Source organism: Streptomyces sp. NPDC043876 (assembly GCF_056435825.1).
On the sequence record NZ_JBWKDV010000001.1, the window covers coordinates 26893 to 43000 of the forward strand.

The following is a 16108-nucleotide window of genomic DNA, read 5'->3' on the forward strand; positions in this document are numbered from 1 at the left end:
GTACCGGAAGCGGAGTCGCCTCAGCGCGGCTTGCGCCACATCGGCCACATCAGCGGGCCGTCCGGCAGCCTCACCGGCGTGCCGGTGAACTCCCAGCCGAGCCGCTCGTAGAGGCGCATGCTCCGCTCGCTGCTGGCCTCCAGGTACGCCGGTACGCCGTCGCGGTCGCAGCGCTCCAGCACCGGGCGGATCAGCTCGCTGCCCAGGCCCTCGCCCTGCCGGCCTGGCGCGACCGCGATCATCAGCAGGTACTCGTGCTCCTCGGCCGTCGGGTGCACCTCGCCCATGAGCCGCCCCACGAGCTCGCAGCGCTCGTTGTCCGGATCGGCAGCCTCCCGCATGCGCGCCGGCACCTCGTCCTCGCCCTCCGGCTCCCCGGCCGGGACCCGCAGCCACAGCGCGGCGGCCGAGCCGTCGGCCGCGCGGTCGATCCGGCCCTCGGCCAGGGCCACGTCGACGAAGACGCCCAGGAAGTCCGCGTGGACCGCGCGGCGGTGCTCCGGATCGGGGAAGACCCAGGTGCTGACCGGGTCGTCGAAGAAGGCGGCGTCGAGCAGCCCCGCCACCTCGTCCCGGTCCGCCGGTCCGGCGGAACGTATCTCCAGCGTACCCATGCCCTCACCTTTCCTCGCGCGTAACAGCCTTGCGCGATCCTAGAGTTGGCCCGGACGTGCGGAAAGGCCGGTTCCGGCACCGTGCGGCACCAGAACCGGCCTCGACGCGTACGTGGACGCTCAGCGCGTCCTGCGGGTCACGAACTCCGCCAGGGCCAGCAGCCCGTCCGCCGCCCCCGGATCCGGCACGGCCCGCGCCAGCTGCTGCACGGCGCGGCCCATCCGGTCGGCGGCATGGGCCTGCGCCCAGTCCCGCCCGCCGGCCCGCTCGACGGCGTCCGCCGCCCGGCGCACGTCACCGGCCTCCATCGGGCCCGCGTACAGGGCGGCCAGTTCCTCGCCCGCCCCGGTGCCCGACGTGAGGGCCGCGACGACCGGCAGGGACTTCTTGCGCGCCCGCAGATCGGCCCCCGCCGGCTTCCCGGTGTGGTCCGGATCCCCCCAGATGCCGATCAGGTCGTCGATCAGCTGGAAGGCCAGTCCGGCCTCCCGGCCGAACGCGTCCATCGCCTCGACCTCCTCGGGCCCGGCCCCGGCGTACAGCGCTCCCAGCGCGCACGCGCAGCCCAGCAGCGCGCCGGTCTTGGCCATCGCCATGGACAGGCACTCCTCCAGCGAGACGTGCTCGCGGCGCTCGAAGGCGATGTCCGCCTGCTGCCCGCCGCACAGCTCGATCACGCAGGCCGCGAGCCGGGCCGAGGCCCGCGCCGCGGCGGGGTGCGGGTCCTGCGCGAGCTGCTGGAGCGCCAGCGCCATCATCGCGTCACCGGAGATGATCGCCTCCGGTATCCCGAACACCGCCCAGGCCGTCGCCCTGCCGCGTCTGCGCACGTCCTCGTCGATGACGTCGTCGTGCAGCAGCGTGAAGTTGTGCGCCAGCTCCACCGCGACCGCCGGGGGCACGGCGTCCACCGCGCGCCCGCCGAGCGCCTCGGCGGACGCGAGGACCAGGGCGGGCCGGATGGCCTTGCCCGCCTGGCCCGCGGCCGGGGTCCCGTCGGCCTGCTCCCAGCCGAAGTGGTACATGGCCACCCGGCGCATGGGCCCGGGCAGGCCCTCGACCGTACTGCGCAGCCGCGGGTTGACCGTTTCCCTGGTCCTGGCCAGCAGGACCGCGGCCTCCTGCCCGTCGGCGGGCGCCGGGTCGTCTCCGGCCGGCGCCCCTTCGCCGACCGGCCGCTCCTCGGTGGCCGTCATGCCCTCGTCTCCCCCGGCCGCCCGCTCAGCGCCAGCGCCCGATCTCGACGTTCTCCAGGACGCCGAGCGCGTCCGGCACCAGCACGGCGGCCGAGAAGTAGGCGGTGACGAGGTAGGAGATGATCGCCTGCTCGCTGATCCCCATGAAGCGCACCGACATGCTCGGCTCGATCTCGTCCGGGATCCCGGGCTGGTGCAGGCCGATCACACCGCCGTCGTCCTCGCCGGTGCGCATGCACAGGATGGACGTCGTACGGGCGTCACTGATCGGGATCTTGCTGCTCGGGAAGATCGGCACCCCGCGCCAGGACGGCACCCGGTGGCCGCCGATGTCGATCGACTCGGGGTACAGGCCGCGCCTGTTGCACTCGCGGCCGAAGGCGGCGATGGCCTTGGGGTGGGCGAGGAACATCTTGGACCCGCGCCGCATGCTGAGCAGCTGGTCCATGTCGTCGGGGCTGGGCGCGCCGTCGTGGGGCTGGATCCGCTGGTCGTACTCGGCGTTGTGGAGCAGGCCGAAGTCGCGGTTGTTGAGCATCTCGAATTCCTGGCGCTCGCGCAGCGCCTCGACCGTGAGCCGCAACTGCTCCTCGGTCTGGTTCATCGGCTGGTTGTACAGGTCCGCGACGCGGGTGTGCACGCGCAGGACGGTCTGGGCGATGCTGAGTTCGTACTCGCGCGGCCTGGCCTCGTAGTCCACGAAGGTGCCGGGCAGGACGGCCTCGCCGGTGTGGCCGGCGGAGAGGTCGATGGCGGCCTCGCCGTGCTTGTTGGTGTGCTGCTCGGGCCGGGTGCGTACGTACTCCACGTGGGCGCGGAGCGAGTCCACCCGGTCGGCGAGCAGCTGGAAGTCCTGCCGGGACAGGACGAGCGCGGTGCCGGAGGTGGCGGCGCGGGCGGTGTACTCCCAGATCGCCTCCTCGTCGGTGAGGGCGCTCTCGCCGAAGTAGGCGCCGTCGGCCACCGTCCGCAGGACGGCGTCCTCGCCGTAGGGGCCCGGGCCGATCTGGTCGATCCGTCCGTGCGCGAGCAGGAACACCTTGTCGGCGGGGTTGCCGAAGGAGGTCAGCTCCTGGCCGGCCTCGAAGTCGATCTGGTTGCAGCGCTGGGCGAGTTCGGTGAGGACGTCGACGTCCTCGTACTCGCGCAGCAGGGGCAGTTCGCCCAGCTCGGCCGGGATCACCTGGACCTGGGTCCCGGTCTTGATGAACTCCACCCGGCCGTCGCCGACGGAGTAGCTGAGGCGGCGGTTCACCCGGTAGGTGCCGCCCTGCACCGACACCCACGGCAGCATCTTCAGCAGCCACCGCGAGGTGATCTCCTGCATCTGCGGCTTGGACTTGGTGGTGGTTGCCAAGTTCCGCGCGGCTGCTGTCGCGAGACTGCGCTGCGGCTGAGGCTGGGCCTCGGACTCGGAACCTGCCTGGACCGACATGTATTTCCCTTTCGATCACTCCATGGGTCTGCGGAGGCAGCCTTGCAGCACAGTGCGTGGTGGGACCATTACACAAAAGGGTGGGACTACTCCGTCCGGGGCATGGGCACTCTCTTGGGTCCGCCCGAGCCCCCGCGGCCCGTCGACCCCACGCGTTCCGGCCACCGCTGTGCCGCACGGTTCGGACGGGGCTCCCGAGGCCGCCGGGGCCGGCGGGGCCCGTGTCCGAATGTCCGGATCCGCTCGCACACGGTTCGCACGCCGTACGAACGCCCTGGCCACGGAACGACCCCCTCCGCTACAACCCGTTGCGTCACGAGACGGACACGCAAGGTGACCGTCACGCACCGCAAAGGAGGCGGCCATGGCCGCACCCATGTCCGCGGACCGGTTCCTCACCGCCCTGCGCCACGAGGGGCTGACCGTCGTCGAAGTCGGCGCCTGGCGCACCCACAACCGCAACCACAAGGGCCCCTGGGGGCCCGTCAACGGCGTGATGATCCACCACACCGTCACCCACGGCACGGACCGCACCGTCGCGATCTGCCGCGACGGCTACAGCGAACTCCCCGGCCCCCTGTGCCACGGGGTCATCGCCAAGGACGGCCGGGTCCACCTCGTCGGCTACGGACGCGCCAACCACGCGGGCTCCGGCGACGGTGACGTCCTCGCCGCGGTGGTGGCCGAGAAGGCCCTGCCGCCGGACAACGAGGCGAACACCGACGGCAACCGCCACTTCTACGGCTTCGAGTGCGAGAACCTCGGCGACGGCGACGATCCGTGGCCGGAAGTACAGCTGGTCGCCATCGCCCGCGCGGCGGCGGCCGTCTGCCGGGCGCACGGCTGGACCGCCCGATCGGTGATCGGCCACCTGGAATGGCAGCCGGGCAAGATCGACCCCAAGGGCTTCACCATGCGGTCGATGCGGGACCGCATCGCGGAACTCCTGAAGTAGCGCCCCGGGGGCACGGGCCGGTCCGCCCGCGCCCCGGCCCGGCACACAATGGGCGGGTGAACCGCCCCGCGCACGTTGACGCGCTCCTGCAGCCACGGCCGCCGTCCCCGCTGCAGGAGATCCGTGACGACGGGTTCGAGCGGTACGGCGTCCGCCTGCTGCTGAAGCGGGACGACCTCGTCCATCCCGAGCTGCCGGGCAACAAGTGGCGCAAGCTCGCACCGAACCTGCGGGCCGCGGTGGCCGGGGGGTACGGGACCCTCGTCACCTTCGGCGGGGCCTACTCGAACCACCTGCGGGCCACCGCCGCCGCCGGGCGGCTCGTCGGGCTGGCGACGGTCGGGGTGGTCCGCGGCGACGAACTGGCCGGCCGGCCGCTGAACCCGTCCCTGGCCCGGTGCGCCGCGGACGGCATGCGGCTGCACTTCGTGACCCGGTCGGCCTACCGGCGCAAGGCGGAGCCGCAGGTGCTGGCCGGGCTGCTGGCCGAGGCCGGGGCGGTGGGGGCGTACGTGGTCCCGGAGGGCGGCAGCAACGCGCTCGCGCTGGCGGGCTGCGAGGAGCTGGGCCGCGAGCTGCGGGGGCTGACCGATGTGGCGGCCGTGGCGTGCGGGACGGGTGGGACCCTGGCCGGCTTGGCCGCCGGGCTCGGCCCCGGGCAGCGGGCGGTGGGCGTGCCGGTGCTGCGGGGCGGGTTCCTGGAGGCGGAGATACGTTCCCTCCAGGCGGCGGCGTACGGGGGCGCCCGGGGGGCGTGGAGCCTGGCCGAGGACTTCCACCACGGGGGCTACGCGAAGGTCCCGGCGGAGCTGGAGGCCTTCGCGGCCGGCTTCGAGGAGCGGCACGGGATCCCGGTGGAGCGGGTGTACGTGGCCAAGCTCCTCTGGGCCCTGGCGGCCCTGACCCGCCGCGGCGCCTACCCCCCGAGCACCCGCCTGACGGCCATCATCACGGGCCACCCGTGACCCGGCGCGGGTCCGCTGCCCGTGCCTCCGGCGGGTCCCCGGGGACCGTTCCAGCCCGTCCGGCGTTTGAGGACCCGCGAGGCATCCCGGGCCGGACTCGGGCCCACACGCCGGCGGCGGACGGTAGCGCCGTGGCCGCCCTGTGGGGGCCTCCGGCGGGTCCTCAAACGCCGGACGGGCTGAATGCGCCCCCGCGGGAGCTACAGCCCGTCCGGCGATTGAGGACAGTGGTCCCCCGCGGCTACGCCGGGTCCTCGCGGTAGGCCGCCGCCTCTTCCAGGTCCAGGCGCCGCAGCAGCGCCCTCAGCATCTCGTCGTCGATGCGGCGCCGGTCCCGCAGGGTCACGAAGACCTCCCGCTCGGCCTCGATCATTTCGCGCGCCAGCCGCCGGTAGACGTCGTCCGCCGACTCGCCCGTCACCGCGTTGACCTCCCCCAGCCGCTCCCACACCGCGTTGCGGCGCCGCTCCAGCACCGTCCTCAGCCGCTCGGCGAGCGGCTGCGGCAGCACGTTCGCCGGGGAGGCCAGGAGCTCGGTCAGCCGGTCCTCGGCCGCCCGCGAGGCCTCGCTCTGGGCCTGCGCCTCGGCGAGCGTCTCGGCGTGCGGGTCCCGCGGCGGCAGCCGCAGCAGGCGGATCAGCGGCGGCAGCGTCAGGCCCTGCACCACCAGGGTGCCGATCACCGTCGTGAAGGTCAGGAAGAGGATCAGGTTCCGGTGCGGCACCGAGATCGGCACGGAGAACGCGATCGCCAGCGACACCACCCCCCGCATCCCGGCCCACCCCACGACCACCGGCGCCTTCCAGTTCGTATCCGGTTCGCGCCCGCGGATCCGCGAGGACAGGGTGCGCGGCAGGAACGTCGCCGGGAAGACCCACGCGAACCGCGCCACCACCACCACCAGGAACACGAAGACCGCGTACCAGGCCACGGCCGGTCCCTCGTACTCCGCGAGCCCCTTGAGGACCACCGGCAGCTGGAGCCCGATCAGCGCGAAGACCACCGACTCCAGCACGAAGGCCACGACCTTCCACACGGCTTCCTCCTGGAGCCGGGTGGCGAAGTCGACCTGCCAGTTCCGGTGGCCCAGGTACAGGGCGACGACCACCACGGCCAGCACCCCGGAGGCGTGCACCCGCTCGGCCGCCGCGTACGCCACGAAGGGGATCAGCAGGGAGAGCGTGTTCTGCAGCAGCGGCTCCCGCAGCCGGGTGCGCAGCGCGTGGATCGGCACCATCAGCACCAGGCCGACGCCGACCCCGCCCACCGAGGCCAGCAGGAACTCCGTGATGCCGTCCGTCCAGCCCGCGCCGACGCCCACCGCCGCCGCCAGGGCGACCTTGTAGGCGGTGATCGCGGTGGCGTCGTTGACCAGGGACTCGCCCTGGAGGATGGTCGTCATCCGGCTGGGCAGCCCGAGCCGCCGCGCGATCGCGGTGGCGGCCACCGCGTCCGGCGGTGCGATCACCGCGCCCAGCACCAGCGCCACGGGCAGCGAGAGGCCCGGAACGGCCAGGTAGGCGGCGTAGCCGACCGCCACCGTCGCGAAGAGCACGTACCCGACCGAGAGCAGCGCGATCGGCCGCATGTTGGCGCGCAGGTCCAGGTACGAACTGTCCACCGCCGCGGTGTGCAGCAGCGGCGGGAGCAGCAGCGGCAGCACGATGTGCGGGTCCAGGGCGTACGACGGCACGCCCGGGACGTAGGCGGCGATCAGCCCGGCCGCGACCAGCAGCAGCGGCGCCGGAACCGGGGTCCGGCGGGCCAGCCCGGCCACGGCGGCGCTGCCCGCCACCAGTGCCACCAGGGGCAATACCTCCATCAAAGATCCATTCTGACTCGTCGCGCACCCGTACCGTCGTCGTACGCTGGCCATCATGAGCGAGTGCACGCATGTTGCCGAACTGCCGCGCCCCGAGCCTGTCCCGCATGCCCTGACCTGCCCGGAATGCGAGGTGCTGGGCAGTCATCCCGTACAGCTGCGGCTGTGCCTGGAGTGCGGGAACGTGGGCTGCTGCGATTCCTCCCCGCACCGGCACGCGACGGCGCACCACGAGAAGACCGGCCACCCCGTCATGCGGAGCTTCGAGCCGGGAGAGTCCTGGCGCTGGTGTTTCGTCGACGGTTCGATCGTCTGAGGAGGGGTAGGTCAACCCTCCGCCGGTTCCCCCGATTTGGGCCCGCAGACCCCTAGCCACTGTGCGTACCTATTGGCCTACCATCAGTCACTGGCCGTGGGCGGGGGTGTTCCGAGAGTGCATCGCTGTCGGTCCGCGAGGGGTGCCGCGACACGATCACCCGGATCGCGATAGCGTCACCGGCGAACACAGCTCGTACCACCTTGGAGGTGAGGGTGTCCCAGATCGCAGGCGAGCCCGGGACCCAGGACTTCGTGGAAGTCCGGCTGCCGGCCGCGGGTGCCTACCTGTCCGTGCTGCGAACGGCCACGGCCGGACTCGCGGCACGCTTGGACTTCACCCTCGACGAGATCGAGGACCTCCGCATCGCGGTGGACGAAGCCTGCGCGATCCTGCTCCAGCAGGCCGTGCCAGGATCCGTCCTCAGCTGCGTCTTCCGCCTGGTGGAAGGCTCGCTGGAGGTGACCGTCTCGGCGCCGACCACGGACGGACGTGCGCCGGAGCGCGACACGTTCGCGTGGACGGTGCTGTCGGCCCTGGCCGGCAAGGTCGAGGCCACGGTCGAGGAGGACCGCACGGTCAGCATCAGCCTTTACAAACAGCGCGGCGCGGGACCAGGCCCGGCGTGAGCGGCGGGGAGACCCCGGTACGGGGCGGGGAACGGCCCCGAGTACGGCATGAGGTCGACGGCGGCATCCCGGAGCAGCAGAACGCCCGGCCACACCCGGCCGAGGCGGATGCGGAAGACGGCTTTTCGGACTCGGCGGAGCGACGGGCGGGCCCCATGAGCGAGACCCAGCAGGACGAGCCACAGCACGACGGGCCACGCGTGGCCCGGCCGCACGAGGGCGGGCCGCCGCAGGCCGTCGCGGCGACGGACGCCACCACGGCGGACGGCGCCGCGGCGGGCCCCGGCCCCGCGGCCCTCGGTACCGCGGACGGTGGTTCGACGGACGACAGCGCCGTGGCCGAGGTGGCCGCCGACATCCTGGCGGCCGACATCATCACGGAGCCCGAAGAGGTGCGGGAGGTCCGCGACACGCGCGACCCGCGCGACCGCAGCGCCGCCCGGGCCCTCTTCGTCCAACTCCGCACCCTCCCCGAGGGTTCCCCGGAGCGGGCGGAGCTGCGCAACCGGCTGGTCCGGATGCACCTGCCGCTGGTCGAGCACCTGGCGCGGCGCTTCCGCAACCGCGGCGAGCCGCTGGACGACCTGACCCAGGTGGCGACGATCGGCCTGATCAAGTCGGTGGACCGGTTCGACCCGGACCGCGGGGTCGAGTTCTCGACGTACGCCACCCCGACCGTCGTCGGCGAGATCAAGCGGCACTTCCGCGACAAGGGCTGGGCGGTACGGGTCCCCCGGCGCCTCCAGGAACTGCGCCTGGCCCTGACCACGGCCACCGCGGAGCTGTCCCAGCAGCACCAGCGCTCGCCCACCGTGCACGAACTGGCGGAGCGCCTCGGGATCTCCGAGGAGGACGTGCTGGAGGGGCTGGAGTCCGCCAACGCCTACAGCACGCTCTCGCTCGACGTCCCGGACACGGACGACGAGTCCCCCGCGGTCGCGGACACGCTGGGCTCGGAGGACGAGGCGCTGGAGGGGGTCGAGTACCGGGAGTCCCTCAAGCCGCTGCTGGAGGGCCTGCCGCCGCGCGAGAAGCGGATCCTGCTGCTGCGGTTCTTCGGCAACATGACCCAGTCGCAGATCGCGCAGGAGGTCGGCATCTCCCAGATGCACGTGTCGCGGCTGCTGGCCCGCACCCTGACCCAGCTCCGCGAGAAGCTCCTCGTCGAGGAGTAGGCCGGGGAGCGGGCCCGCCGCCGGGCCGCCGGCGTGCCGCTCAGGCGGCGTCGCGCGGCCCGATGCCCAGGGCCTGCGTCGTCGCCGGGTGCACCAGCAATGCGACGACGGCCACCGCCGTCGTCGCCAGCGCCACCCCGGCGCCCGTCATGGCGCCCCCGGTGTTGAACAGCGTCCACGCCACCGGCAGCGCCATCAGCTGGGTGATCAGCGCCGGGCCGCGGCTCCAGCGGCGGCCCAGGCGCAGCCCGCGGGCGGCGATCAGCGGGAGCGCCGCGAGGGCGAGCAGGGTCACCCCGCCGGTCTCGGCCTGCTGCGGGGAGTCCGGGTCTCCGGCGATGCCCACGAACAGCATGTAGACGCCCAGCCCGGCCAGGGCCAGGCCCTCCAGCGCGGTGAGCGCGGCGGCGGCGGTCAGCCGGCCGGACGGGGTGGCGGCGGGCGGCTCGGCGGCGGGGGTCTGCTTCGTACTCACTCCAGCAGGGTAGCCGCGCGCCCGGTGGGACCGGCGTGACGGTCCGCCCCGGGCCCCGGACCAGGCGGTCCCCGACCGGGCAGTGCGGTGAGCATTACGGGGGGTGGGTAGTCTGCTGCTCATGCGTGCACTTCTCGTGGCCAACCCAGCAGCGACGACCACCAGTGCGCGCACGCGTGACGTCCTGACCCACGCCCTCGCCAGCGAGATGAAGCTGGAGGCGATCACCACCGAATACCGCGGGCACGCCCGGGACCTCGGACGCCGGGCGGCGGACAGCGACGACATCGACCTCGTGGTGGCCCTGGGCGGCGACGGCACGGTCAACGAGGTGGTCAACGGACTGCTGCACGACGGTCCGGATCCGGACTCCCTCCCCCGCCTCGCGGTGGTGCCGGGCGGCTCCACGAACGTCTTCGCGCGCGCCCTCGGACTGCCCAACGACGCGGTCGAGGCGACCGGCGCGCTGCTCGACGCGCTGCGGGAACGCCGGGAGCGGACGGTGGGCCTCGGCCTGGCGGAGGGCACGCCGGGCACGGAGGACGAATCGGTGCCGGCGCGCTGGTTCACCTTCTGCGCGGGATTCGGCTTCGACGCGGGCGTGGTCGGCCGGGTGGAACAGCAGCGGGAGCGCGGCAAGCGTTCGACGCATGCCCTGTACGTACGACAGCTGCTGCGCCAATTCTTCGAGGAGCCGAACCGGCGGCACGGCACGGTCACGCTGGAACGCCCCGGCGCGGATCCCGTCACGGACCTGGTGCTGTCGATAGTCTGCAATACCTCGCCCTGGACGTACCTGGGCAATAAGCCCCTGTACGCGTCCCCGGAGGCGTCCTTCGACACCGCCCTTGACGTACTGGCGCTCGACCGTTTGTCAACTCCGGCGGTCGCCCGGTACGCGACACAGCTCCTGACCTCGACTCCTGAGCGGGGCCCGCACGGCAAGCACGCGGTGTCCCTGCACGATCTGACCGACTTCACCTTGCATTCGAAGGTGCCGCTCCCCTTCCAGATGGACGGCGACCACCTGGGTCTGCGCACCAGCGTTCGGTTCACAGGCGTACGCCGTGCACTGCGTGTGATTGTGTGAGTGGAAGGGACGAAAGTCCTTTCACTCGAACGTTTTAACGTCGGTCCACCCCTAGGAAGTACGGCTGTGACCTACTAGACACCGACGAATCCAAAAAAAGTTTCCGGAAGGGGTTGTATCCCCGTCCGAGGTTTGCGAATCTCTACATGGCGATCGGGACAGCCCGCACAACCCGGCACCCACACAGACCGCCAGAACCCCTCCACGAAACACGGACCACACCAGGTAACTGGGCGTCGGCCCTTCCCCCATCCGGGGATTCGTGAAAGCGTTCACATTCACAAGCAACCTGCCCGCAATACAAGGAGATGGAGCAGCCATGGACTGGCGTCACAACGCCGTTTGCCGCGAAGAAGACCCCGAGCTCTTCTTCCCCATCGGCAACACCGGTCCTGCGCTGCTGCAGATCGAGGAAGCCAAGGCCGTCTGCCGCCGTTGCCCCGTCATGGAGCAGTGCCTGCAGTGGGCGCTCGAGTCCGGTCAGGACTCCGGCGTTTGGGGCGGTCTCAGCGAAGACGAGCGCCGCGCCATGAAGCGCCGCGCCGCTCGCAACCGGGCGCGCAACGCCACCGCCTGATTTCGACTTTTCGAGCCTCGAGCCGCAGCGCGTAGTACCGCATCAGCGCTCAGCAACATGCTCTTGAGCCCCGGACCGACAACCATTCGGTCCGGGGCTCAGTGCTGTGCCCGGCACCTTTCGGGGGGCCGTGTCCCCCAGCCGTTACTTACGGTTACTTCTGCGGGGTGGCCGGCACGTCGAGGACGACCTTCGTGCCGCGCGACTCCCCCGGCACCATGTCGAAGCTGCCGCCGAGCTCGCCCTCGACCAGGGTCCGTACGATCTGGAGGCCGAGGTTGCCGGCCCGCTGGGGATCGAAGCCCGGGGGCAGACCGCATCCGTCGTCGAGGACGGTGATCAGCAGCCGCATGTCGTCGCGGCGGCTGCCGGTGCGGGTCGCGGACACCTCGACCGTGCCGCCCTCGCCCTGGACGAACGCGTGTTCGAGGGCGTTCTGCAGGATCTCCGTCAGCACCATCGACAGCGGCGTCGCCACCTCGGCGTCCAGGATCCCGAACCGGCCGGTGCGCCGGCAGGCCACGTTGCCCGGGGAGATCTCGGCGACCATCGCGATCACCCGGTCGGCGATCTCGTCGAACTCGACCCGCTCGTCCAGGTTCTGAGACAGCGTCTCGTGGACGATCGCGATCGAACCGACCCGGCGGACCGCCTCGTTGAGCGCCTCCCGGCCCTGCGCCGAATCCATGCGCCGGGCCTGGAGCCGCAGCAGCGCGGCCACCGTCTGGAGGTTGTTCTTCACCCGGTGGTGGATCTCCCGGATGGTCGCGTCCTTCGTGATCAATTCCCGTTCGCGGCGGCGCAGTTCGGTGACGTCGCGGCACAGGACCAGCGAGCCGATCCGGGTCCCCTTGGGCTTGAGCGGGATGGCCCGCAGCTGGATCACCCCGGTGCTGCCCTCGACCTCGGTCTCGCGCGGGGCCCAGCCGCTGGCGAGTTTGACGAGCGCCTCGTCCACCGGGCCCCGGGAGGGCGCGAGTTCGGCCGTGGTGTTGCCCAGGTGCTGGCCCACCAGGTCGGAGGCGAGGCCGAGGCGGTGGTAGGCCGAGAGGGCGTTGGGCGACGCGTAGGTCACCACGCCCTCGGCGTCGAGCCGGATCAGGCCATCGCCGACCCGGGGCGAGGCGTCCATGTCGACCTGCTGGCCGGGGAAGGGGAAGGAGCCGGCCGCGATCATCTGTGCGAGGTCGGAGGCGGACTGCAGGTAGGTCAGCTCCAGCCTGCTGGGGGTGCGCACCGTGAGCAGGTTGGTGTTGCGGGCGATCACGCCCAGCACCCGGCCCTCGCGCCGCACCGGGATCGACTCGACCCGGACGGGCACCTCCTCGCGCCACTCGGGGTCGCCCTCGCGCACGATCCGGCCCTCGTCGAGCGCCGCGTCCAGCAGCGGGCGGCGGCCGCGGGGCACCAGGTGGCCCACCATGTCGTCCTGGTAGGACGTGGGGCCGGTGTTCGGGCGCATCTGGGCGACCGAGACGTACCGGGCCCCGTCGAGCGTGGGCACCCACAGCACCAGGTCCGCGAAGGAGAGGTCGGAGAGCAGCTGCCACTCCGAGACCAGCAGGTGGAGCCACTCCAGGTCGGTTTCACTGAGAGCGGTGTGCTGGCGTACGAGGTCGTTCATGGAGGGCACGCTGCGAGGGTACCCCGGGCGTGGGCCACGACTTTCCGCACCGGACGTACCCAGGAGTATCCAGGAGCCGCGGACTCCGCGTAATGTTGGAGGAAGTGACGGGCCCGTGCGGCCCGCCATTGGATGGACAGAACAGAATGGTCTAGTCCACAATTGCCACAAGACTTCCGCCCTCCCCGCACAGGAGGACGGATCGAGGTAACCGCGCGTTCTGCCCTGACCGCGTCGGCACCTCCCACCGGCCGCCGGGCACCGCACACCCGACCGGCCGTAAGTACTCCGGGCTGCGGTGCCGGACGGGCTGAGGGTCCCGTCCCGGCACCGTGGCCCAGAGGAACCGTGCGTGCGGGGCCGTCGAGGAACACTCCGGCCCATTTTCCGTCAGGTCCAGCCCCAGCCTCGCCGGCTGCACGCCAGCGGCCACCCCAGCCTCGCCGGCTCCGCGGTCGGCGGCCACCTCAGCCTCGCCGGCGATTGAGGCGCCGCCGGAGGCAGCAGGGGCCGAGAGGGGCCGCACCCGTGATCGCCCTCAAGCGCCGGCCGGCTGACGTGCCTCCGGCGGCGCCTCAAACGCCGGCGAGGCTGAATTTGCCAGGGTCAGCGTGAGGTCAGCACCAGGCGGGGCTGAATTCGCCCCAGGGGCTCCCTGCGCAGCCGGACGGCGGACCCGCGGCCACCCCCAGCCCCGCCGGCGATTGAGGCGCCGCCGGAGGCGCATCGGGGCGGCCCCGTTCCGCAGGACGGGTGGGGGAAAACGGCTCACCATGGGAGGGGGCGGCAGGGTGCAACTCTGCTAGATTGGTCTATACCACACTTACGACCCTTCTCAGATCGGCAGGCCCCGCGTGGAAGTTGTCATCGTCCCGAACGCCAAGGCAGGCGGAGAACTCATCGCGGAGGCCATGGCGGCCCTCGTCCGCCGCAAGGCCGACGCGCTGCTCGGCGTGGCGACCGGCTCCACCCCGCTGCCGATCTACGAGGCCCTCGCGGCCAAGGTCAGGGCCGGTGAGGTCGACGCCTCCCGCGCCCGGATCTGCCAGCTGGACGAGTACGTGGGCCTGCCCGCCGGGCACCCGGAGTCCTACCGCGCCGTGGTGCTGCGCGAGGTCGTCGAGCCGCTGGGCCTGTCCGAGGCCTCCTTCATGGGCCCCGACGGCTCCGCCGAGGACGTCGTGGCCGCGTGCGAGGCGTACGACCGCGCGCTCGCCGAGGCCGGCGGCGTGGACCTCCAGCTGCTCGGCATCGGCACGGACGGTCACATCGGCTTCAACGAGCCCTGCTCCTCCCTCGCCTCCCGCACCCGGATCAAGACGCTGACCGAGCAGACCCGCGTCGACAACGCGCGCTTCTTCGACAACGACATAGACCAGGTCCCCCACCACGTCATCACCCAGGGCATCGGCACCATCCTGGACGCCCGCCACCTGGTCCTGCTGGCCACCGGCGAGGGCAAGGCCGAGGCCGTCGCGCAGACCGTCGAGGGCCCGCTGTCGGCGCTGGTCCCCGCGTCCGCGCTCCAGCTGCACCGCCACGCGACCGTCGTCGTGGACGAGGCCGCCGCCTCCAAGCTGAAGCTGGCCGACTACTTCCGCCACGCCTTCGTCAACAAGCCCGCCTGGCAGGGCCTGTAAGCGGCACGACACCTTCCCGCGCACCGGAAAGGCCGGGCTCCCGTGACGGGAGCCCGGCCTTTCGCGTACGCGGGGAGGGTGTGCCGGGTCAGGCCCCCGCGATGACTTCCGCCGCGGCCCGCCCGCAGACCCGCGCCGCGCCGTGCGTCTCGATGTACAGGGCGCCGCGCGCACGCTCCCGCGGCAGGCCCATCTCGACGACGACCGTGTCGGGCCGGGCCGCGACGAGCGCGTCCAGGGCCGCGGCCATCCACGGGTGCCGGTGGGCGTCGCGGACCACGGCGACGACCGTACGGGCGCCCGCCGCGGCCAGGATCTCCCCGGCCGGGGCGTCCTCGCCGTATTCGCCCGAGGCGGTGCCGGGGTCCAGTTCGGCCAGGGCCGCCGCCACGCCCCAGGGGGTCTCGTCGCCCACGGCCATGTTCGGGGCCGGGGCGAGCGTGGCGACGTACGGCGCGGTCACGGGCGCCCGGGTGCCGGTGACCCGCAGGGCGCGGCGGGCCGCTTCGAGGCCGATGCCGGGCGCGCTCCCCTCCTCGGGCGCGCCCGGCCGGGCGGCCCGCCGGGCCTCCCGGGCCTGCCGGGTCCAGGTGGCCAGCGCACGGACCCGGGCGGCGGCGTCGGCGAGCCGCTCCTCGGGGAGGGTGCCCTCGCGGACGGCGTCGACGAGCGCGTCCCGCAGGGAGAGCACGGTCGCCTCGTCGCAGAGGCCGCCGCCGACGCAGATCGCGTCGGCGCCCGCCGCGATGGCGAGCACCGTGCCGCGCTCGATGCCGTAGGTCCCGGCGATGGCCTGCATCTCCATGCCGTCGGTGATGATCAGGCCCTCGTAGCCGAGTTCCTTGCGCAGCAGGCCGGTGAGGATCTGCGGGCTGAGGGTCGCGGGCCGGGCCGGGTCGAGCGCGGGCACCAGGATGTGCGCGCTCATCACGGCCTTGGTCCCGGCGGCGATGGCGGCCTTGAAGGGCACCAGTTCGCGGGCGTAGAGGGTGTCCAGGTCCGCGTCGATGCGGGGCATCGCGTGGTGCGAGTCGACGTTGGTGTCGCCGTGCCCCGGGAAGTGCTTGGTGCAGGCGGCGACTCCGGCGGCCTGGAGCCCCTCGACGTAGGCCGCGGTGTGCCGGGCCGCGAGACCGGTCTCGGCGCCGAAGGACCGTACGCCGATGACCGGGTTGTCCGGGTTGGAGTTGACGTCCGCGGAGGGGGCCCAGTTGAGGTCGACCCCGCACTCGGCCAGGCGGCGGCCCAGCTCGTGGGCGACGCCGCGGGTCAGCCCGGTGTCGTCGACGGCGCCGAGGGCCAGGTTGCCCGGGAAGGAGGAGCCGCCGCGGACCTCCAGGCGCGTGACGTCGCCGCCCTCCTCGTCGATCGCGACGAGGACGTCGTCCCGCACGGCCCGCAGCTGGGCGGTGAGTGCGGTGAGCTGCTCGGCCGAGCCGATGTTGCGGCCGAAGAGGCCGACGGCGGTGAGCCCTTCGCCGACCAGGCGCAGCACCCAGGCGGGGGCGCTGGTGCCTTCGAAGCCGGGCTGGAGGACCGCGAGCGCGTCACGGGTGAGCGTGTCGGTGCGGTGCGCGAGGACAGTCATGGGCCG

Annotated in this window: 15 protein-coding genes; 8 read left to right on the plus strand and 7 right to left on the minus strand. The window is 72.7% G+C overall.

The window, feature by feature from the left end; translation table 11 throughout:
* Positions 1-20: 20 nt before the first annotated feature.
* From AC0693_RS00120 to AC0693_RS00130, 3 genes are all read right to left on the minus strand, one after another.
* Positions 21-614, minus strand: a complete 594-nt coding sequence (locus AC0693_RS00120) for a GNAT family N-acetyltransferase (protein WP_356415174.1) — start codon at positions 612-614, stop codon at positions 21-23.
* Positions 615-734: 120 nt separating this feature from the next.
* Positions 735-1811, minus strand: coding sequence for a family 2 encapsulin nanocompartment cargo protein polyprenyl transferase (locus AC0693_RS00125; RefSeq protein ID WP_356415171.1), 1077 nt, complete (start codon positions 1809-1811; stop codon positions 735-737).
* Positions 1812-1836: 25 nt separating this feature from the next.
* Positions 1837-3246 (minus strand): family 2B encapsulin nanocompartment shell protein, encoded by a 1410-nt coding sequence (locus AC0693_RS00130; protein ID WP_469319033.1) that lies wholly within the window; start codon positions 3244-3246, stop codon positions 1837-1839.
* 364 nt (positions 3247-3610) lie between these two features.
* Here AC0693_RS00130 and AC0693_RS00135 point away from each other — a divergent pair, with 364 nt between their 5' ends.
* Entirely contained in the window at positions 3611-4201 is a 591-nt protein-coding gene (locus AC0693_RS00135) for an N-acetylmuramoyl-L-alanine amidase (RefSeq protein WP_478800658.1), read from the plus strand.
* Between the two features lie 56 nt (positions 4202-4257).
* On the plus strand, positions 4258-5166 hold the full coding sequence (locus AC0693_RS00140) for a 1-aminocyclopropane-1-carboxylate deaminase/D-cysteine desulfhydrase (protein WP_469319035.1): 909 nt from the start codon (positions 4258-4260) through the stop codon (positions 5164-5166).
* Between the two features lie 241 nt (positions 5167-5407).
* On the opposite strand, the gene AC0693_RS00145 is transcribed toward AC0693_RS00140, so the two are convergent.
* On the minus strand, positions 5408-6988 hold the full coding sequence (locus AC0693_RS00145) for a Na+/H+ antiporter (RefSeq protein WP_356415164.1): 1581 nt from the start codon (positions 6986-6988) through the stop codon (positions 5408-5410).
* Positions 6989-7043: 55 nt separating this feature from the next.
* Between AC0693_RS00145 and AC0693_RS00150 the strand changes: the two genes are divergently transcribed.
* The 3 genes from AC0693_RS00150 (at position 7044) to AC0693_RS00160 (ending at position 9108) form a co-directional block, all read left to right on the plus strand.
* Entirely contained in the window at positions 7044-7304 is a 261-nt protein-coding gene (locus tag AC0693_RS00150) for a UBP-type zinc finger domain-containing protein (RefSeq protein ID WP_356415162.1), read from the plus strand.
* Between the two features lie 215 nt (positions 7305-7519).
* Positions 7520-7933: an ATP-binding protein gene (locus tag AC0693_RS00155; protein ID WP_283448400.1), complete on the plus strand. Its 414-nt coding sequence runs from the start codon at positions 7520-7522 to the stop codon at positions 7931-7933.
* The gene (locus AC0693_RS00160) at positions 7930-9108 is read left to right on the plus strand and encodes an RNA polymerase sigma factor SigF (RefSeq protein ID WP_478800659.1); all 1179 of its coding nucleotides are present in this window, start codon (positions 7930-7932) and stop codon (positions 9106-9108) included. Before AC0693_RS00155 ends, AC0693_RS00160 begins: the two co-directional genes overlap by 4 nt.
* Positions 9109-9148: 40 nt before the next feature.
* Here AC0693_RS00160 and AC0693_RS00165 read toward each other — a convergent pair whose 3' ends face one another.
* Positions 9149-9583, minus strand: a complete 435-nt coding sequence (locus tag AC0693_RS00165) for a hypothetical protein (protein ID WP_478800660.1) — start codon at positions 9581-9583, stop codon at positions 9149-9151.
* A 121-nt stretch (positions 9584-9704) separates the two neighbouring features.
* Between AC0693_RS00165 and AC0693_RS00170 the strand changes: the two genes are divergently transcribed.
* Both AC0693_RS00170 and AC0693_RS00175 read left to right on the plus strand, forming a co-directional pair.
* Positions 9705-10673, plus strand: coding sequence for a diacylglycerol/lipid kinase family protein (locus tag AC0693_RS00170; RefSeq protein WP_356415155.1), 969 nt, complete (start codon positions 9705-9707; stop codon positions 10671-10673).
* Between the two features lie 319 nt (positions 10674-10992).
* Entirely contained in the window at positions 10993-11250 is a 258-nt protein-coding gene (locus tag AC0693_RS00175; RefSeq protein ID WP_004937597.1) for a WhiB family transcriptional regulator, read from the plus strand.
* 154 nt (positions 11251-11404) lie between these two features.
* Here the strand turns inward: AC0693_RS00175 and AC0693_RS00180 are convergent, their stop codons facing one another.
* A complete protein-coding gene (locus AC0693_RS00180) occupies positions 11405-12874 on the minus strand; it encodes a sensor histidine kinase (protein WP_356415239.1) in 1470 nt (489 codons plus the stop codon).
* A gap of 854 nt (positions 12875-13728) precedes the next feature.
* On the opposite strand from AC0693_RS00180, the gene nagB reads away from it, so the two are divergent.
* Positions 13729-14514, plus strand: a complete 786-nt coding sequence (gene nagB, locus AC0693_RS00185; RefSeq protein ID WP_468471996.1) for a glucosamine-6-phosphate deaminase — start codon at positions 13729-13731, stop codon at positions 14512-14514.
* Positions 14515-14602: 88 nt separating this feature from the next.
* On the opposite strand, the gene AC0693_RS00190 is transcribed toward nagB, so the two are convergent.
* Positions 14603-16102, minus strand: a complete 1500-nt coding sequence (locus tag AC0693_RS00190) for a glycoside hydrolase family 3 protein (protein WP_478800661.1) — start codon at positions 16100-16102, stop codon at positions 14603-14605.
* Positions 16103-16108 lie beyond the last annotated feature (6 nt).